At 59.9% G+C, this 18,467-nt stretch carries 16 protein-coding genes; 12 read left to right on the top strand and 4 right to left on the bottom strand.

Annotated features, from left to right (window positions below; genetic code table 11):
- Together purL and B3520_RS13245 are read left to right on the top strand one after the other, a co-directional pair.
- Positions 1-1,872: phosphoribosylformylglycinamidine synthase (purL, locus tag B3520_RS13250; RefSeq protein ID WP_286876217.1), on the top strand; the 1,872-nt coding region annotated here is incomplete at its 5' end.
- A 16-nt stretch (positions 1,873-1,888) separates the two neighbouring features.
- Positions 1,889-2,539: a DUF3313 family protein gene (locus B3520_RS13245; RefSeq protein ID WP_286805708.1), complete on the top strand. Its 651-nt coding sequence runs from the start codon at positions 1,889-1,891 to the stop codon at positions 2,537-2,539.
- Positions 2,540-2,661: 122 nt separating this feature from the next.
- On the opposite strand, the gene B3520_RS13240 is transcribed toward B3520_RS13245, so the two are convergent.
- Positions 2,662-3,483, bottom strand: coding sequence for a universal stress protein (locus B3520_RS13240; protein ID WP_286805709.1), 822 nt, complete (start codon positions 3,481-3,483; stop codon positions 2,662-2,664).
- A gap of 179 nt (positions 3,484-3,662) precedes the next feature.
- On the opposite strand from B3520_RS13240, the gene B3520_RS13235 reads away from it, so the two are divergent.
- Positions 3,663-3,797: a hypothetical protein gene (locus tag B3520_RS13235; protein WP_255327662.1), complete on the top strand. Its 135-nt coding sequence runs from the start codon at positions 3,663-3,665 to the stop codon at positions 3,795-3,797.
- A 16-nt stretch (positions 3,798-3,813) separates the two neighbouring features.
- On the opposite strand, the gene rnt is transcribed toward B3520_RS13235, so the two are convergent.
- Together rnt and pyrC are read right to left on the bottom strand one after the other, a co-directional pair.
- Positions 3,814-4,452: a ribonuclease T gene (gene rnt, locus B3520_RS13230; RefSeq protein ID WP_286805724.1), complete on the bottom strand. Its 639-nt coding sequence runs from the start codon at positions 4,450-4,452 to the stop codon at positions 3,814-3,816.
- 35 nt (positions 4,453-4,487) lie between these two features.
- Complete coding sequence (pyrC, locus tag B3520_RS13225; RefSeq protein WP_286805711.1) at positions 4,488-5,543, bottom strand: dihydroorotase; 1,056 nt, start codon at positions 5,541-5,543, stop codon at positions 4,488-4,490.
- Positions 5,544-5,668: 125 nt separating this feature from the next.
- On the opposite strand from pyrC, the gene B3520_RS13220 reads away from it, so the two are divergent.
- The 9 genes from B3520_RS13220 to B3520_RS13180 all read left to right on the top strand — a co-directional run bounded on the left by B3520_RS13220 (position 5,669) and on the right by B3520_RS13180 (position 16,137).
- A complete protein-coding gene (locus B3520_RS13220) occupies positions 5,669-6,604 on the top strand; it encodes an OmpA family protein (protein ID WP_286805713.1) in 936 nt (311 codons plus the stop codon).
- A gap of 152 nt (positions 6,605-6,756) precedes the next feature.
- Entirely contained in the window at positions 6,757-8,148 is a 1,392-nt protein-coding gene (locus B3520_RS13215) for a DegQ family serine endoprotease (RefSeq protein ID WP_286805715.1), read from the top strand.
- 183 nt (positions 8,149-8,331) lie between these two features.
- Entirely contained in the window at positions 8,332-10,131 is a 1,800-nt protein-coding gene (lepA, locus tag B3520_RS13210) for a translation elongation factor 4 (RefSeq protein WP_024460538.1), read from the top strand.
- A gap of 22 nt (positions 10,132-10,153) precedes the next feature.
- Positions 10,154-11,035: a signal peptidase I gene (gene lepB / locus B3520_RS13205; RefSeq protein WP_286876214.1), complete on the top strand. Its 882-nt coding sequence runs from the start codon at positions 10,154-10,156 to the stop codon at positions 11,033-11,035.
- A gap of 31 nt (positions 11,036-11,066) precedes the next feature.
- Positions 11,067-11,483, top strand: coding sequence for a DUF4845 domain-containing protein (locus B3520_RS13200; RefSeq protein ID WP_123637653.1), 417 nt, complete (start codon positions 11,067-11,069; stop codon positions 11,481-11,483).
- Positions 11,483-12,187: a ribonuclease III gene (gene rnc, locus B3520_RS13195; protein WP_286876212.1), complete on the top strand. Its 705-nt coding sequence runs from the start codon at positions 11,483-11,485 to the stop codon at positions 12,185-12,187. Before B3520_RS13200 ends, rnc begins: the two co-directional genes overlap by 1 nt.
- Positions 12,188-12,190: 3 nt before the next feature.
- Positions 12,191-13,090, top strand: coding sequence for a GTPase Era (gene era, locus B3520_RS13190; protein WP_024460534.1), 900 nt, complete (start codon positions 12,191-12,193; stop codon positions 13,088-13,090).
- Between the two features lie 15 nt (positions 13,091-13,105).
- A complete protein-coding gene (recO, locus tag B3520_RS13185; protein ID WP_286807468.1) occupies positions 13,106-13,825 on the top strand; it encodes a DNA repair protein RecO in 720 nt (239 codons plus the stop codon).
- Positions 13,826-13,953: 128 nt separating this feature from the next.
- Entirely contained in the window at positions 13,954-16,137 is a 2,184-nt protein-coding gene (locus B3520_RS13180) for a galactose-1-epimerase (protein WP_286807467.1), read from the top strand.
- Positions 16,138-16,808: 671 nt separating this feature from the next.
- Here B3520_RS13180 and B3520_RS13175 read toward each other — a convergent pair.
- Entirely contained in the window at positions 16,809-18,440 is a 1,632-nt protein-coding gene (locus tag B3520_RS13175) for a sodium:solute symporter (protein WP_286807466.1), read from the bottom strand.
- Between the last annotated feature and the right edge of the window lie 27 nt (positions 18,441-18,467).

The raw sequence follows: 18,467 nt of genomic DNA, 5'->3' as shown, positions 1-18,467 counted from the left end.
GGCCCCTGGCAGGTGCCGGTGGCGGACTGCGCGGTGACCACGGTCAGTTACGACAGCTACCGGGGCGAAGCCATGAGCATGGGCGAGCGCACGCCGGTGGCGCTGCTGGACGCGCCGGCCTCGGGTCGGCTGGCTATTGCCGAAGCCATTACCAACATTGCCGCGACCCGCATCGAGAAGCTGTCGGACATCAAGCTGTCCGCCAACTGGATGTGCGCGGCGGGCCACAAGGGCGAGGACGAAAAACTCTACCGCACCGTCGAGGCGGTGGGTATGGAGTTGTGCCCGGCTCTGGGCATCACCATTCCGGTTGGCAAGGACTCCATGTCCATGCGCACCGCCTGGCAGGACGAGGGTCAGGAAAAGGCTGTGACCGCGCCGCTGTCGCTGGTGATCTCGGCGTTCTCCCCCGTGCTGGATGTCCGCCAGACGGTCACCCCGCAATTGCATCTGGATAAAGGTGACACCGACCTGATTCTGGTGGATCTGGGTAACGGCAAAAATCGCCTGGGCGGTTCCATTCTGGCACAGGTTTATAACCAGATGGGTGAACAGTCCCCGGACCTGGACAGCGCCGACCAGTTGAAAGGCTTTTTCAACGCGGTTCAGGCCAGTCTGGCCGAGGAGCAGCTGTTGGCCTATCACGACCGCAGTGATGGCGGTCTGTTTGCGACCCTGGTGGAGATGGCCTTTGCCGGCCACTGCGGCCTGGACGCCGACCTGACCGGGCTGGGTGACGACGCTCTGGCGGCGCTGTTCAGTGAAGAGCCGGGTGCGGTATTGCAGGTCCGGCGCGAAGACCGCGATACGGTGCTCGCCCGCTTTGAGCAGGCCGGGGTACCCGCCAGCGTCATCGGCCAGCCTAATGATGAAGATTGGGTGCACCTCAAAGCCGACGGCGAGCTGATCTTTGATCAGTCCCGGGCCATTCTGCAAACCCTCTGGGCGGAAACCAGCTACCGCATGCAGGCCCTGCGGGATAACCCCGAGTGCGCCCGCCAGGAGTTTGAACAACTGCTGAGCGATGATCCGGGCCTGAGCGCCGAGCTGACCTTTGATCCCGCCGAGGACATTGCCGCGCCCTATATTCAGACCGGTGCCCGCCCGGCGATTGCCGTGCTGCGCGAGCAGGGCGTCAACGGTCAGGTGGAAATGGCGGCCGCGTTTGATCGCGCCGGTTTCCAGGCGGTGGACGTGCATATGAGCGATATTCTCTCCGGCCGTCGTTCGCTGGAGGAGTTCAAAGGGCTGGTGGCCTGTGGTGGTTTCTCCTACGGTGATGTGCTGGGTGCCGGTGAGGGCTGGGCTAAAACCATTCTGTTCAATCCCCGCGCCCGGGATCAGTTTGCCGCCTTCTTTGACCGGGCGGACACCTTCAGTCTCGGCGTGTGCAACGGCTGTCAGATGATGTCCAACCTCAAGTCCCTGATACCGGGGACTGAGCACTGGCCGCACTTTGTGCGCAACCGCTCCGAACAGTTCGAGGCCCGTGTCAGCCTGGTCCGTATCGACGAATCGCCGTCGGTGTTGCTCAAGGGCATGGCCGGTTCTCATCTGCCGGTGGCGGTGGCCCACGGCGAGGGTCGGGCGGAATTTTCCGCCGATCAGTTGTCACAGTGTGACACCAGTGGCCTGGTATCCCTGCGTTATCTCGACAATCACCTGGCGGTGACCGAGCGCTACCCGGCCAACCCGAATGGATCGCCGAAAGGCATCACCGGGGTGACCAGTCGCGATGGCCGGGTCACCATCATGATGCCGCACCCGGAGCGGGTTTACCGCTCGGTGACCAATTCCTGGCACCCGGACAGTTGGGGCGATGATGGCCCCTGGTTGCGTATGTTCCGCAATGCCCGGGTCTTTGTAGACTGATCAGAAGAGGCGGGTTATGCAGCGTCGTATTTCCGGTGGTTTTTGCTGGCTTGGCTTACTGGCCGTAAGCCTGCTGATGGCGGGCTGCGCCAGTACGCCGGAATCCGAGGAGCGTGAGCGCGCCGGGTCGACGGGTGACGACGACGCCCTGGTGGCCACCCTGGATGACCCCGCACTGGACGGTGTGTTTGTGGTGCCGGGGGTGGATTTCAGCGGCTACAACTCCCTGCGGGTGCCGGCGCTGAACCTGGATCAGTGGCGCCCGGCCGGCCGGGAGTTACCGCTCAAAGACCTGAATAGCAACGATCGCCAGTTTTTCCGTCAGACCTATACCGAGTCCCTGGTGCATACCCTGGTGATGCGCGGAGATTATGCTCTCGCCATGGATCCCGGGCCGAGTGTGCTGGAGGTGCGAGGGCAGCTGCGCCAGGCGGTTCAGGCGCCGGAGGAAGGTTCCGGGGCGCCGCGTGGCACCATTGTGATGTTGCTGACGCTCGATCTGTACGACAGTGTATCCGGCGATCTGGTGGCCACCATGACCAGCCGGCAGCCGATCGATCGCTCATTGAATGAACGCAACAGTCCCCTGACGGCCATGCAGGTTCAGAGGGCGTTTCTCGAATGGATGGTGTGGTTTCGGGAGGAGTTGGACGCGTTGCGTCGGTAGGGGGATTGTCACGGCGGATGCGCGCTTCGCGCTTATCCGCCCTACGAATAGCACGGAGTTCGCGTAGGGCGGATAAGCGCCGCCAGGCGCGCATCCGCCGTAACTATACGTGGCCTTAAACCTTACTCGTGGTTAATCACCATCACATCGTCATCCAACCCCGCAATCAGACGCTCGGCGGTGTTACCACGACGTGAAGTGGTCATACCGTTCTGCCCCAGGGTACCCATCACCACCAGGTCGGCATTGATCTCATCCGCCACCTCGGCAACCACTTCCGATGTATAGCCGTTGTTCACGTGAATACGATCCTGCTCCAGACCGGTTTCACGCACCAGGCGGCCGCGATCCGGGTAGTTCATGGAATCCAGGTAAGCATTCACAACGTGCAGCTCGGCATTGTAGAGCTGGGCGTAATGACGGGCCTGCTCCAGAATGATTTTGTTCAGCTCGCGCTGTACCTCACGCTGCGCCTGGAAGTTGACCGCTGCCAGAATGACCTTGCGGGCTTCTTTGGCGCCCGGACGGATCAGGACCACAGGGCAGGGCGCCCCTTTGAGCAGCTCCCACTTGGATTCGGTAAAGGTGAAGCGGGTGTAGTTCACCTTGGCGTGTACCGGCAGGTAAATCAGGTCGGCACTGAAGCGCTTGGCGGACTGCATGATGGAGGCCTGCCACTCGCTGGACCAGGACACTTCGATCAGGTACTCAATGCCGGCATCTTCCAGAGGCTTCTTGATCATGGCATCGAACCAGCGCTGGTCGCGGAACAGCTTGTCGTTACTGGCCCGGGTATCCACCGCGTCACCGTCAACGGCGACGAACACATAGACGTAGGGTTTTACATCAAGCAGCTTGGCGGTTACCGCCACGCGCTCCAGGGCGATGTGCTGCTCGTCGTTGGGATCGACAACGACAAAAATTTTCTGCTGAGGGGTCGTCATAGTGGCTCCTGCTGTGGTTCGAATTCGATACCTTGATTGTTTTTAGTGTTAAACGCTAAGCATAGCAATCGGAGAAACGTTTTTACAGAGATAATTTTTCCCCCGGGGTCATGGGGTTAGCGACGAATTTGGATTACCATGGGGGCAAAAGTTCCCCACTATGACAGGAGATGAACACCATGCCGAATGACAAGCAGTGGCAGAGACGGTCGGATGAATGGGTCAAGGCGAGCCATGAGTCCCGCAAGCGCAAGGAAGAGGAGCGCCGTCAGCGCAATAGTGGCCACCCGAAGCGGTCAGCACAGGAGAAATAAGCGGCCCTGGGGCCGCCTACACTGGTTCAGAATCCTCGGTCTCGCCCGGCATGGGCGGGGTCCAGCCCCCCAATTGCTTCCACTGGTTGACGATATAGCAGAACAGCTCGGCGGTCTTCTCGGCGTCGTAACCGGCGCTGTGTGCCGCGCTGTTGCTGAACTCTATACCGGCTACCCGGCAGGCCTTGGCGAGCACGGTCTGTCCGCAGGCCAGCCCGGCCAGGGTCGCGGTATCAAAGCAGGAAAAGGGGTGGAAGGGGTTGCGCTTGATGTTGCAGCGCGCCACAGCGGCATTGACAAACCCCAGGTCGAAATGGGCGTTATGCGCCACCATCACCGCCCGGGTGCAGCCATGGGCGCGTACCGCGCGGCGTATCGCCTTCATCAGGTCCGGCATCACCATGGATTCCGGTTCGGCGGGGCGGTCCGGGCTCTCCAGGTCGATGCCGGTGAAATCCAGGGCCGATTGCTCGATATTCGCGCCTTCAAAGGGGTCGACGTGGAAGTCGAAGGTCTCGTCCGGGCGCAGCGTGCCGTCCTCGTCCATAGTGAGGGTGACGGCGGCAATTTCCAGCAGAGCGTCGGTGGCGGCGTTGAAGCCCCCGGTCTCGACGTCAATGACGACCGGCAGATAGCCGCGAAAGCGGCTCGCCATGGGTGAATTCGGGTCTTTGGCGGCTTCCGGTTGATTCACGCCGCCCCCTCAGTCCCAGTGGTCGTCAGTTTCCAGCGCAGCGCGTCGCCGGCACCCAGTGGCACCACTTCGGTGTCCGCCATGGGCAGCGATGGTGGCAGTTGCCACTCGGTCCGGGTCAGGGTGACGGTGTCGGTATTCCGGGGCAGACCGTAGAAATCCGGCCCGAAATGGCTGGCAAATGCTTCGAGTTTGTCCAGCGCTCCGGCGTCTTCAAACACCTCGGCGTAGAGCTCAATCGCCGAATAGGCGGTGTAGCAACCCGCACAGCCGCAGTCGGCTTCCTTGCGGCCCTTGGCGTGAGGTGCCGAGTCGGTGCCCAGAAAGAACTTGGGGCTGCCGCTGGTGGCCGCTTCAATCAGCGCCTGCTGGTGGCGGTTGCGCTTGAGAATCGGCAGGCAATAATAGTGTGGCCGAATGCCGCCCACCAACATATGGTTGCGGTTGTAGCGCAGGTGGTGGGCGGTAATCGTGGCGGCGACGCGATCGCCGGCCTGGCGGACAAAATCGACCGAGTCGGCCGTGGTGATGTGCTCCAGCACCGTGTGCAGCGCCGGAAAGTCGGCGACCAGGCGGCTGAAGGTGCGCTCCAGAAAGATCCGCTCACGATCAAAAATATCGATGTCGGAGTCGGTCACTTCACCGTGTAACAGAAACCGCAGCCCCTCTTTCTCCATGGTCTCCAGCACCGGGTAGAGCCCGTCAATGTCGGTCACACCGGAGTCGGAGTTGGTGGTGGCGCCCGCCGGGTAGAGCTTGCACGCGACCACGCCGGCGGCCTTGGCAGCGCGAATGTCTTCCGGGGTCGTGTTGTCGGTGAGGTACAGCACCATCAGGGGCTCAAATTGGCTGCCGGCCGGTCGGGCGGCCAGGATGCGATCCCGATACGCCACGGCGGCTTCGGCCGTGGTGACCGGCGGCACCAGATTGGGCATGACAATGGCGCGCTGGAACTGCGCAGCCGCATCACCCACGGTTCGCGGCAGGGCATCGCCATCGCGCAGGTGGATGTGCCAGTCGTCGGGGCGGGTAAGGGTCAGTTGCTGAGTCATGGACACCGTCGTTGGGCTGGAATCGGGCTAAAGAGCGGGCATGCTACCAAAATTGCCGTTAAAGCGCAGCCATCCGGTGCCGATAGAGACGGTATGAGTGTGAGACAGCCGATGAGCGATAACCCATGATGACGCCTTCAGGGCCCCGTGTTGTGCCGCAGTACCGCAATAACGTCCGGTGGGTACCGCTATGGTGTCTGCTGTCGGCATGCGTGCTGGTGGTTGGGGCGCGAGCCGAGCAGTTTCGCGGTCCGGTTGCCGACGCAAGCTGGCACTTGGACGCGTCCGTGTTCGAGTGTCGTCTGGTTCAGCCTATTCCCCGGTTTGGCAGCGCGGTATTTACCCGTCGGGCGGGCGAGGCGCAGCGGTTTGTGTTGCAGCAGGCCAACCGGCATCTGGCAAACGGTGAGGCTCAGATCCGCTCCGAGCACCCCGAGTGGCGCGAGACCGCTCAGCCCGAGGCGTTGGATGCGGTATCGGTGCAGTCCGGCGCCCAGCCTCTGGTTGTGGACTGGCAGCGCTCCCAGCGGCTGGCGGCGGAGTTGCGCACCGGGCGACGCCTGATCATTTCTTATGCCCCCTGGGATGGACGCGAGCAAATGGCGGAAATTGTGCTCGAGCCGGTGGGATTCCGCGCGGGTATGGATGGATTTAACGACTGTCTGTCCGGATTGTTACCGGTCAACTTTGATCAGGTGCAGCGCAATGCCCTGTACTTTCCCGCCGGTTATGTCGACCTTCCCGAGTCCGAGCTGGAAAAGCTGGACCGCATCGCGCTGTACGCCTCGGCGGATGATCGGGTAACCCATTTCTACGTGGATGGTCATACGGATGGCCTCGGACTCAGAGCCGAAAATCTCGAGCTGTCCCGGGAACGGGCGGAAATGGTTACCCAGTATCTGGTTGAGCGAGGCGTTCCCGAGCAAAAAATCATCACCCGCTGGCACGGAGAGCGCTATCCGGTTGGTTCGAATCGCGACCCGGAAGGTCGGGCCGAAAACCGGCGGGTTACGGTCCGTCTCGAGCGCCGGGACGAGCGCCTGTCTGCCCGGACAGATTGACCCCTCTCAGTTGCCCTTGACCTTTCGATATCCGCCCTCATTGTCGATCCTGACAAATCAATTTAACGACCCATGGAATTTATGATGCCAGCTTCAGTCAAAGCTGGCGCTATCCATTGAACTTACCGTTATTGACTTGAGAGGAATGGTTCATGCCCCATACGAAGGTGTCCCGTTCGCCGCTGGCGGTTTATCTGATGAGTCTGTTCTGCCTGTTCGCGCTGGCATTGCCGGCACAGGCGCGCGACCTGCCGGATTTCACCGAGCTGGTGGAAGCGCATTCTCCCGCCGTGGTCAAAATTACGACTCAGGGCCGCGTAGAAACCGGGAACCGGATTCCCTATCAGGAAGACATTCCGGATATGTTCCGGGAATTTTTTGAACGGCGCATGCCCCAGGAGCGGGATGTGCGTTCCATGGGATCCGGGTTTGTGATCTCTGAAGATGGTTACATTCTGACCAACTATCACGTCATCGAAAACGCTGACAATATCTACGTGCGCCTGATCGACCGGCGAGAGTATACCGCCGAGGTGATCGGTACGGACGCCCGGTCTGATCTCGCCCTGTTGAAGGTGGATGCCGACGATTTGCCGTATCTGCGCTTTGCGGACTCCGATAGTGTCAAGGTCGGGGAATGGGTGCTGGCCATCGGCTCGCCCTTTGGTCTGGATTACTCGGTCAGCTCCGGGATCATCAGTGCCATTGGTCGCAGCATACCCGGCCCGAACAACGATACCTATGTACCGTTCATTCAGACGGACGTGGCGATCAATCCGGGTAACTCCGGCGGTCCGCTGTTCAACCTCGACGGCGAAGTGGTGGGTATCAACTCCCAGATTTACACCCGCTCCGGTGGCTCCATCGGCCTGTCGTTCGCCATTCCGGCGGGGCTGGCCAAAGAAGTGGTGGCTCAGTTGAAAGACAAAGGCCGGGTGGAACGCGGTTGGCTCGGCGTGGTAATCCAGGGCGTGAATCGGGACCTGGCCCAGTCCTTTGGCCTGCGCCGGGCCACCGGGGCCCTGATTTCCAATATGGATCCCGAGGGTCCGGCGGCCCGCTCCGGCCTGGAAGTGGGCGATATCATTCTCAAATTTGACGGTCGCACCATCGGTGAGTCCGGAGATCTGCCCCCGCTGGTGGGGCGTACCGAGCCCGGCTCGGAAGTGCCCGTGGTGGTGATGAGACGGGGCGATGAGCGCACCATTGATGTGGAAATCGGCCTGTTGCCGGACCGGGACGGTCAGGTGGCCGACAGCGGCCCGGATGCCGCCCCCACGGGAGACCCCCTCGGCCTGATGGTGGAGGCGTTACCCTCCGATGCCCAGGAGACCGGGGTGCTGGTGACCCGCGTAACTCGCGGTAGTGCCGCCGCCGGTGCCGGCTTGCGTCCCGGCGATATTATTACGCAGCTGGGTTATGACAGTGTGGACTCGGTGAGCCGCTATCGGGCTCTGGTCAGCGATCTGCCCAAAGACAAGCCGGTCGCCGTGCGCTTCCTGCGCGATGGGCAGCCGGCGTTTACCACCCTGCGGATTGAGTAGCCCTGTACAAACCGGCCCAGGGACGGGCTGGCTGGCCGGGCTCCCCATAGCCGGGGTCAGCCAAATACGCTAAACTGGCCGCCTTTGTCCGGCGGCTCCATCGGGCTCCGGTAGTGCCCCCAACGGGCACCCGGCCCCTCCCGCCGTTTTGCCAACCGCACCAACCTAAGAATTTGACGCCCAGTGACTGATCTCAGCCATATCCGCAACTTTTCCATCATCGCCCACATTGACCACGGTAAATCCACCATCGCCGACCGCTTCATCCAGGTCTGCGGCGGTCTGACCGATCGGGAGATGGCCGAGCAGGTGCTCGACTCCATGGACCTGGAGCGCGAGCGGGGCATCACCATCAAGGCTCAGAGCGTGACCCTGAGCTATAAAGCCCGTGATGGCAAAACCTACCAGCTCAACTTTATTGACACCCCGGGGCATGTGGACTTTTCCTACGAAGTCTCCCGCTCCCTGTTTGCCTGTGAAGGGGCGCTGCTGGTGGTGGATGCCGGTCAGGGGGTGGAAGCCCAGTCCGTGGCCAACTGCTACACCGCCATCGAGCAGGGGCTGGAAGTGATTCCGGTATTGAACAAGATGGATCTGCCCCAGGCCGAGCCCGAGCGCGTGGCCCAGGAAATTGAAGACATCATCGGGATCGAGGCCACCGAAGCGGTGCGCTGCAGCGCCAAGTCCGGCGTGGGCATCGAGGATGTTCTGGAAGAACTGGTGCGGCTGGTACCGCCGCCGGAAGGGGATGTGGACGCCCCGCTGCAGGCGCTGATCATTGACTCCTGGTTCGACAAATACATGGGCGTGGTCTCGCTGGTGCGGGTCAAGCAGGGCACCCTCAAGGTCAAAGACAAAATCATCACCAAGTCCATCGGCAAGTCCCACGTGGTGGACAGCGTCGGCGTGTTCAATCCCAAGCTGACCAAGCTCAAGGAACTCAAGGCCGGCGAAGTGGGATTTGTGATTGCCGGTATCAAGGACATTCTGGGCGCGCCGGTGGGGGACACCCTGACCCACGCCAATACGCCGGAAACGCCCGCGTTGCCGGGTTTCAAGAAGGTCAAGCCGCAAGTGTATGCGGGCATGTTCCCGGTCGATGCCGATGACTTTGAGGATTTCCGCGAGGCCCTGTCCAAACTGACGCTGAACGATGCCTCCCTGTTTTTCGAACCGGAAAGCTCCGATGCCCTGGGTTTTGGTTTCCGCTGCGGCTTCCTCGGGATGCTGCACATGGAAATCATCCAGGAGCGACTGGAACGGGAATACGACCTGGACCTGATCACCACCGCGCCGACCGTGGTGTATGAAGTGATCACCACCAAGGGCGAGACGCTGTATGTGTCCAGCCCCTCGAACCTGCCCGATCCGGGCGAGATCGAAGAAATGCGCGAGCCGATTGTCGAGGCCAACATTCTGGTGCCCCAGGAGTATCTCGGCAATGTGATCACCCTGTGCAGTGAAAAACGCGGCATGCAGAAAGACATGCAGTACACCGGCACTCAGGTCACGCTGCGCTACGACATGCCGATGAACGAAGTGGTGATGGATTTCTTCGATCGGCTGAAGTCCGCCAGTCGCGGCTTCGCCTCGCTGGACTACAGCTTCGACCGGTTTGAACCGGCCAACCTGGTGCGCCTGGATGTGCTGATCAACGGTGATAAGGTCGATGCCCTGGCGTTGATCGTGCACCGGGATCACTCCCAGAGCATTGGTCGCTCGCTGGTTGAGAAAATGAAAGAACTGATTCCCCGGCAGATGTTTGATGTCGCCATTCAGGCGGCCATCGGTGGCAATGTGATTGCCCGCTCCACGGTCAAAGCCCTGCGCAAGAACGTGACCGCGAAGTGTTACGGCGGCGACGCCTCGCGCAAGAAAAAGCTGCTGGAAAAGCAGAAAGCCGGTAAAAAGCGGATGAAGCAGGTCGGCCGGGTGGAGATTCCCCAGGACGCCTTCCTCGCCGTACTGAAGGTTGATAACTGATAACCATAATCATGGAACGCTTATGAGCAGCATTAACTTACCCCTGATTCTGACCCTGGCAGTGTTCGTTACGGGGTTGGTCTGGTTGTATGACTCCCTGGTTCTGGCCAAGCCGCGCAAGCAGAAACTTGACGCGGTGGACAAACAGTTTGAGCGCGCCAACCTGGCGGACAAACATCAGAAAGAGGCCTATCAGCAAGCGCTGGAGGCGGCGGGCAAGGAGCCGGTGTGGGTCGAATACTCCAAATCCTTCTTCCCGGTGTTGGCCCTGGTGTTTGTGTTGCGCTCATTTATTGCAGAGCCGTTTCAGATTCCCTCGGGTTCTATGGAGCCCACCCTGGAAGTGGGTGATTTTATCGTGGTGAACAAGTTCACCTACGGTATCCGGTTGCCGGTGCTGAACAACGAAGTGATTCCGGTCAATAAACCCGAGCGTGGTGAAGTGATGGTGTTTTTCCCGCCCCACCAGCCCGAGACTTATTTCATCAAGCGGGTCATCGGGTTGCCCGGGGATACGGTGACCTATATTGACCACCAGCTGACCATCAACGGAGAGCCGGTGGAAGAAGATGTCGTTGAAGTCAATCGCTCCGCCCGTCCGGCCTATCGAGTGGTCCGGGAAACTCTGGGTGATAACACCTATACTGTGCGCAAGCACCTGGAGCCCAGCCGCTACAGTCGGTACGGTTCCTGGGTCGTGCCCGAGGGGCACTACTTCATGATGGGCGATAACCGCGATGGCAGTCACGACAGTCGGGGCTGGAACGAACTCAACCCCGGGAATGGCCCGGACCTGAGTTTTGTATCGGAGGATGCCATTGTGGGTAAGGCGTTCGCCATCTGGATGCACTGGGATTCCCTGTTCAGTGTGCCGAGCTTCGAGCGCGCCGGCGCCATCCATTAACCGTTAGGCGTTCATCAAAGAGGGCGTACGCATGCAATTTCGACAATCTCAACGCGGCATTTCTACCCTTGGGTTCGTATTTGTGGTGCTGGTCGCTGTGGCCGTGCTGTTCACCGCTTTCAAGGTGGTGCCGGTTTACGCCGAGAACCGATACATTACCTCGGCCCTCAAGTCGTTGGCCAGGAATAACAATGACCTGTTCAGCATGAGCCCGTCGGACATTCGCGCCCAGCTCACCAAATTCTATACGGTCAACAATGTCCGTACCGAAGGCCGGCGCAATATTGATATTGATAAGCGCGCCAGTAAGGTGTTGATCACCATCGCCTACGAAGAGCGGATTCCCTTCATCCATAACATTGAGCTGGTATTCACCTTCAATAATCAGCTCGACAGCTCCGCCCCCGAGCGGTGCTGTAAACCCCTAGAAAGCAACAGTGGTAATTAGTGTCCGACCTTCTCAAACAACGCTTGCAGGCCCGCCTGGGTTACGAGTTTCGTGACCCCGCCCAGCTTGACCTGGCACTGACCCATCGCAGTCACGGTGCCCGCAATAACGAGCGCCTGGAATTTCTGGGCGACTCCATCCTCAACTTCATCATCGGTGAGGCGCTTTACCAGCAGTTTCCTGAGGCAAGGGAAGGGCAGTTGAGCCGTCTGCGCTCCCAGATGGTCAAAGGGGAAACCCTGGCCATGTTGGCGCGCGAGTTTGAGCTCGGCGAATGCCTGCGTTTGGGCGAGGGGGAAATGAAAAGCGGTGGTCACCGCCGCGAGTCGATTCTCGCCGATACGGTGGAAGCCTTGATCGGGGCCATCTATCTGGAGTCCGGTTTTCAGGTCTGTGCCGAGCGGGTCAATGCCTGGTACCAGTCCCGCCTTCAGGCACTTTCCCTGGCTCAGCCTGCCAAAGACGCCAAAACCCGCCTGCAGGAATTTCTCCAGGCGCACAAGCTGCCGCTGCCGGAGTATGACGTGGTCGAGGTGGAAGGCGAGGCCCATGCGCACCAGTTTACGATCGAGTGCCGGGTGACGCCCATCAAGGAAACCGTCCGGGCCCAGGCCAGCAGTCGGCGAGTGGCCGAAAAACAGGCGGCGGCGGAAATGCTGGAAAAACTGCAGAAAATCACCCTCAAACCGAAGCGCAAGGGTTAGGCCATGACAGATTCAAAACAACGTTGCGGCTATGTGGCCATTGTGGGTCGCCCCAATGTGGGCAAATCCACACTGCTCAACCATATGCTCGGCCAGAAGGTCAGCATCACCTCCCGCAAGCCCCAGACGACCCGGAACAATGTTCAGGGCATCAAGACGGAAGGCGACACCCAGATCGTCTTTGTCGACACGCCGGGGCTGCATCGGGCGGAAACCAAAGCCATCAACCGCTACATGAACCAGGCGGCAACCACCGCCATCAAGGATGTGGATGTGGTGATTTTCCTGGTGGACCGACTGGCCTGGACCGAGGAAGATGAAATGGTGGCGCAGCGGCTGGAAAACCTCTCCTGCCCGCTGATTCTGGCCATCAACAAAGTCGACAAGATTGAACAGAAAGACACGCTGTTGCCGCACCTGCAGAAGCTGAGCGAGCGGTTTCCCAAGGCGGAAATGATCCCGCTGTCCGCGTTGCGCAACACCAATCTGGATCGGCTCGAGGACTTGATTGTCGAGCGGTTGCCGGAGGGGATACATCTGTTTCCGGAAGATCAGCTGACGGACAAAAGCTCGCGCTTCATGGCAGCAGAAATGGTGCGTGAAAAAATCACCCGCCAGCTGGGTGATGAGCTTCCCTATCAGATGGCGGTGGAAATCGAAGAGTTCAAAGACGATGGCCGGATTCTGCACATCTCCGCCGTGGTGCTGGTGGAGCGGGATGGCCAGAAGCGCATTCTGATCGGCGACCGTGGCGAGCGTATCAAGCAGATTGGTCAGCAGGCCCGACTGGATATGGAAAAGCTGTTTGATCAGAAGGTGATGCTCAAGCTCTGGGTCAAAGTGAAATCGGGTTGGTCCGATGACAGCCGCGCCCTGCGCAGTCTGGGTTACGACGACCTGTAACGGCGGGGGCGCGATATGCGCATTGAGTTCCAGCCCGCCTATGTATTGCACACCCGTCCCTACCGGGATACCAGCCTGTTGCTGGATCTTTTGACGCCGGATTTTGGCCGGATTGGCGCCGTCGCCAAGGGGGTGCGCCGGGGTAAAAGCCAGCGTCGCCCCTTGCTCAACCCCTTCATTCCCATACTGGTCTCGCTCGGTGGCCGAAGCAGCCTGAAAACCCTCACGGCGGTGGAGGCGGATGGTATCGGTCATCGGCTGGCCGGCCTGTCGCTCTACAGTGGCTTTTACGTCAATGAGCTGATTGTGCGTCTGCTCGGAGAGCAGGACCCCAACCCGGATCTGTTTGACGATTACCGCTGGACGATGAATGCCCTGTCCACCAACCCGGCGGATGCCTCGCCGGAGCCGGTATTGCGTCAGTTCGAGTGGCGCCTGCTGGATGGGCTGGGCTACGGGATCAGCTTTACCGAGGAAGCGGACACCGGCGAACCGGTGCGCGCCGACGCTCTCTATCGCTTCGACCCCGAAGCCGGCTTCATTCCCACCTACAGTAGCCGTGACCCGCAGGAGACGCCCAAGCTGTTTGTGGGGTCGGACCTGCTGGCCTGCGCCCAGGCCGACTTTTCCGAGCCTCAGACTCTGATGACCGCCAAGCGCCTCAGCCGACTGATGCTGCACCCGCTGTTGGGGAGTAAGCCATTGAAAAGTCGGGACCTGTTCCGCCCGGCCTGATGGTAGCGGCATCGCTTTGGGCTGCTTTGCAACCGGTGCCAAAGCTAATTATTGTATTATAATAGGGCGTTTCGTAGAATGACCGGTACGAATAACGCTGATAACGACAACGATAGAAGGTATGGATTATGACGAGTATCTCTCCTCTGCGACAGCTGTTGGCCGGGGGCGCCCTGGTGGCTGCCGGACTGGGCCTGGTTGCCTGTTCCGAGGCGCCTGAGGAAACCTCCTCCGCCAACGCTAATGTCGACAACGGATTGCCTGAGTATCAGGTCCCCCTGGTCGAGTTCGGGGCCGATCCCTGGATTCATCGCACCGAAGACGGTCAATATTACTTTATTTCCACCGCGCCGGAGTTCGATCGGATCGAACTGGTCACTGCCGACACTCTCAATGGCCTGGCCGACGCCGAGCCCAAGGTGATCTGGCAGCGTCCGGACGAAGGACCCACGGCGGGGAACGTCTGGGCACCGGAGCTGCACCGTATTGATGGCGTCTGGTATGTGCACGTAGCGCTGGGTCACGGCGATCAACCATTCCGCATGCGGATGCATGTTCTGTCGAATCCCAACGAAGACCCGATGACCGGGGAGTGGACCGACGAGGGTGCTATCGAGACTCCCTGGGAGAGCTTCTCCCTTGATGCCACCACCTTTGAGCACAACGGCAAGCGCTATCTGATATGGGCCCAGAGTGATCAGCAGGGGCGCTACAATTCCGCGCTCTACCTGGCCGAAATGGACAGCCCTACGTCCATTACCGGACCGGTGATCGCCATTACCGAGCCCGAGCTCGATTGGGAGCAGGTGGGCTACAAGGTCAATGAAGGCGCGGCGGTGCTCAAGCGCAACGGCCGGATTTTCGTGACCTATTCCGCGGCGGCCACGGATCACAACTATGCGGTGGGTCTGGTATGGGCGGATGACGACGCCGATCTGACCGATCCCGCCTCCTGGAAGAAATCCCCCGAGCCGGTGTTCCACACCAACGAGTCTCTGGAGCGTTTCGGCCCCGGGCACAACAGCTTCACTGTGGCGGAAGACGGCGAGACGGACCTGATGGTCTATCACGCTCGCAGCTACAAGGAACTGAAGGGCAATCCGCTGACCGATCCCAACCGCCACGCCCGGGTGCGGGTGATCGGATGGGATGAGGACGGGTTTCCGGAGTTCTATCAGAACCGTCCGGACAACCACCACCTGAACTCCGAGCAGTACGAAGATTCCAGTGCGGACGCCTCTGAGTATGGCCGCGCCTACATCAGCAAGGAGTCGTTCGGCGAGCTGCCCGACGGCCGCGAAGTGATCCGTTTCACCCTGAACAATGGTGAAGGCATGGAGGTCAAGCTGATGAACTACGGAGGCATCATCACGCACCTGACCGTACCGGATCAGAACGGTGAGCTGGATAACGTGGTACTGGGTTTTGAGACGCTGAACGATTATCTGGAACAGAACCCGCCGTACTTCGGCGCGCTGATTGGTCGCTATGGCAACCGTATTGCCAACGGCCGTTTTGATCTGAACGGTGAGACCATCACGCTGGATCAGAACGACGGCGACAACCACCTGCACGGTGGGGTTGTGGGCTTTGATAAGAAGCTGTGGGACGCCAAGTTTGTCTCCGACGAGCGGGGTCTGGCGGTCGAGCTGTTCCTGCTGAGCGAAGACGGGGATCAGGGTTATCCGGGTAATCTGGAAGTGACCACCCGTTATGTCCTGACCGATGATAACGAGCTGATCACGGAATTCCGCGCGGAAACCGACAAGGCGACGCCGGTGAACCTGACCCAGCATACTTACTTCAATCTGTCGGGTGAAGGCAAGATTCTGGATCACACTCTGCAGATCAATGCCGATCGCTACACCCCCGTGGACAGCGGCCTGATTCCCACCGGCGAGCTGGCACCCGTTGCCGGTACCCCGCTGGATTTCACCGAGCCCAAGCCGATTGGCGAAGACATCAATGCGGATCATCCACAACTGATGCGCGTGGGCGGTGGTTTTGACCACAACTTTATTTTGAACCGCGAGGGTCAGGATGGGTTGATCGTAGCGGCTCGTGCCGAAGATCCGAACACTGGCCGGGTGCTGGAAGTGTTGACCGAGGAGCCGGCGATTCAGTTCTATTCCGGTAATTTCCTGGACGGCTCGCTGTCCGATGGCGAGCGCGAGTTTGTCCTCCACGGCGGCTTCTGCCTGGAGCCCCAGCACTATCCGGATTCACCCAACCAGCCGGAATTCCCGAGCACCATTCTGGAGCCGGGTGAGGTGTATGAAACCAGCATGAGCTTCCGGTTTGATGTGAAGTAAAACGTTCGAAAGAACGGAGCGCATGAACCGCCCTTGGCTGTAGGCCTTGGGCGGTTTTTTTATTAGGAGGTTTTTTTACAGGTGCTTCGTCGCGGAGTGCTGCGGAAGGGTACACCGCTTTGGGACACGCTGTGAATACATCCCTGTACGCTCGATCACCCGCCGTCCAGGCGGGTGACGGTCCCAAAGCGGTGTACCCTTCCTCCGCCAGTGCCGAATTAGGCCGTGTTAGAAATAGATCATTTGGAATGCTTGGCTCCCACCTCCTCATGCTGCGTAGGGCGGGTAAGCGAAGCGCACCCGCCGTTACCCTTGCGTTACGCCACATCAATGTTCTGTATGGGTGTCCAAGTGCGGGAACGGCGGGTGCGCGCTTTGCGCTTACCACGCCCTACGCAGCCTGAGGAGTTTAAAATCGACGACCTCGACCCTCTCTATTTCTAACACGGTCTAATCCGGCACTGGCGGAGGGAGGGTGTCCCCCTTTGAGACCGTCGCCTGCCTGGATGACAGGCGATCGAGCCCCCATGGATGGGTTTACGGCGTGTCTCAAAGGGGGACACCCTCCCGCAGCACTCCACGACGAAGTAACCAAACAAAAAAACGGCCCACCCCAAAAGGTGAGCCGTTTTCGGAATGTTCATCGGCATCCTTGCCGAACGTTCAATGCCTTACCAGAACCGCATGTAAATGAAGGCGGTGATGCCGAGAATGATAACGGTGTGGATGATATCCCACTTATCAATGCCGGCCTTGATTTCGGCACGCTGTTCCTTACTGATCGACCCATAGGTCAGGCCGGCCACCTGCTCATCGCTGGCCTGACGGGTGAAGAAGCTCACCCCGATGACCAGCAGCACAATGGCAATAAACAGGACCGAGCAGAAGTACAGCCAGTTCAGGTCAACCATGCCCAGCCAGATACTGCCCTCGGGCAGGCTGTCTTCGAAGATGGTCAGCACCAGGCGCGTCATGCCGATCACGAAACCGGCGACCAGACCGGTGATACCGGCGGCGGGGGTGATTTTGCGAGAGAACACACCCAGCAGGAATACTGCGGCAATACCCGGGGCAATCAGCGACTGAACCAGCTGCAGATACTCATACAGTACATCGGCGATGGACTGCATGATCGGAATCCACAGAATACCCAGTGCGACCACGGCTACGGTGGCATAACGGCCCACTTTCACCAGGTGCTGTTCGCTCGACTGGGGCTTGTACTTCTTGTAGAAATCGATGGTGAACAGGGTCGCCGAGGAGTTGAACAGCGAGGCCAGGGAGCTCATTAGCGCTGCGATCAGACCACCGATCACAATGCCCTTGATACCCGAGGGCAGCAACTCGGTTACCAGCGTGGCAAAGGCCTGGTCCGCACTGGCCAGGTTGATCTGGCCCTGCTCGTGCAGTGCGTAGGCGATCATGCCCGGGAACAGGAAGATGAATACCGGCAGCAGCTTCAGGTAACCGGCGAAGATGGTACCGCGACGGGCGGCCTGAATGCCTTTGGCGGTCAGCACACGCTGAACAATGTACTGGTCAGTACACCAGTACCACAGACCGATGATGATGGAACCGCCGATCACGCCCAGCCAGGGGAATTCCGGATCGTCCAGTGGCCGCATCAGGCTCATGCGCTCAGCGTTGATGCGCTCCAGCTCTTCCATGCCGCCGACTTTATCCATGCCCACAAACAGGATGACCAGAGAACCCAGGATCAGGATCGGCGTCTGAATGACCGAGGTGACCAGAATGGCCTTCATGCCCCCGGCGACGGTGTACAGACCGGTAATCAATACCAGGCCCATGGCCGCGATCCAGAAGAAGTCGATGCCCCAGAGGGAATCGATACCCAGTACGGTTTTCAGTACCACGCCACCGGCGTAGACCGTGACCGACACTTTGGTCAGAACGTAACTGACCAGTGAGATGAACGAGAGGAAGGTGCGTGAGCTACTGGAGTAACGGCGCTCCAGGTACTCGGGCATGGTGTAGACCTTGGCGCTCCAGTAGAAGGGCGCAAACACCCAGCCGAGAAGGATGATAATCCACGACTGCAGTTCCCAGTGGGCCATGGCCATGCCTGTCTGGGCACCGGCGCCGGAGAGGCCGACCAGATGCTCGGAGCCGATATTGGAGGCGAAAATGGAGGCCCCGATTACCAGCCAGCCCGCATTGCGGCCCGCCAGGAAGTAATCGGTGGTGTCTTTTTCCTTCTCCATGAAGGACCAGACCACTACCCCAAGAAGAATCAGGAAGAACAGGCCGAGAACGGCCCAGTCCAGACCACTGAATGGAATCATCGTTATCTACCACCCTGGTTTTTTTAG

The sequence above is a fragment of the Marinimicrobium sp. UBA4509 genome, assembly GCF_002388575.1.
Classification (GTDB): Bacteria; Pseudomonadota; Gammaproteobacteria; order Pseudomonadales; family Cellvibrionaceae; genus Marinimicrobium; species Marinimicrobium koreense.
Note: the sequence above shows the minus strand (reverse complement) of the source record. Positions and strands in the feature narration are given on the sequence as shown.

What these genes read in the sequence shown, in the direction of transcription:
- lepB (WP_286876214.1), top strand. Translation starts at nt 10,154, where the DNA reads ATGAGCAGCATTAACTTACCCCTGATTCTGACCCTGGCAGTGTTCGTT.
- B3520_RS13175 (WP_286807466.1), bottom strand. Translation starts at nt 18,440, where the DNA reads ATGATTCCATTCAGTGGTCTGGACTGGGCCGTTCTCGGCCTGTTCTTC.
- B3520_RS13180 (WP_286807467.1), top strand. Translation starts at nt 13,954, where the DNA reads ATGACGAGTATCTCTCCTCTGCGACAGCTGTTGGCCGGGGGCGCCCTG.
- B3520_RS13240 (WP_286805709.1), bottom strand. Translation starts at nt 3,483, where the DNA reads ATGACGACCCCTCAGCAGAAAATTTTTGTCGTTGTCGATCCCAACGAC.
- B3520_RS13220 (WP_286805713.1), top strand. Translation starts at nt 5,669, where the DNA reads ATGATGACGCCTTCAGGGCCCCGTGTTGTGCCGCAGTACCGCAATAAC.
- B3520_RS13245 (WP_286805708.1), top strand. Translation starts at nt 1,889, where the DNA reads ATGCAGCGTCGTATTTCCGGTGGTTTTTGCTGGCTTGGCTTACTGGCC.
- B3520_RS13235 (WP_255327662.1), top strand. Translation starts at nt 3,663, where the DNA reads ATGCCGAATGACAAGCAGTGGCAGAGACGGTCGGATGAATGGGTCAAG.
- B3520_RS13200 (WP_123637653.1), top strand. Translation starts at nt 11,067, where the DNA reads ATGCAATTTCGACAATCTCAACGCGGCATTTCTACCCTTGGGTTCGTA.
- rnt (WP_286805724.1), bottom strand. Translation starts at nt 4,452, where the DNA reads ATGGCGAGCCGCTTTCGCGGCTATCTGCCGGTCGTCATTGACGTCGAG.
- B3520_RS13215 (WP_286805715.1), top strand. Translation starts at nt 6,757, where the DNA reads ATGCCCCATACGAAGGTGTCCCGTTCGCCGCTGGCGGTTTATCTGATG.
- era (WP_024460534.1), top strand. Translation starts at nt 12,191, where the DNA reads ATGACAGATTCAAAACAACGTTGCGGCTATGTGGCCATTGTGGGTCGC.
- pyrC (WP_286805711.1), bottom strand. Translation starts at nt 5,543, where the DNA reads ATGACTCAGCAACTGACCCTTACCCGCCCCGACGACTGGCACATCCAC.
- recO (WP_286807468.1), top strand. Translation starts at nt 13,106, where the DNA reads ATGCGCATTGAGTTCCAGCCCGCCTATGTATTGCACACCCGTCCCTAC.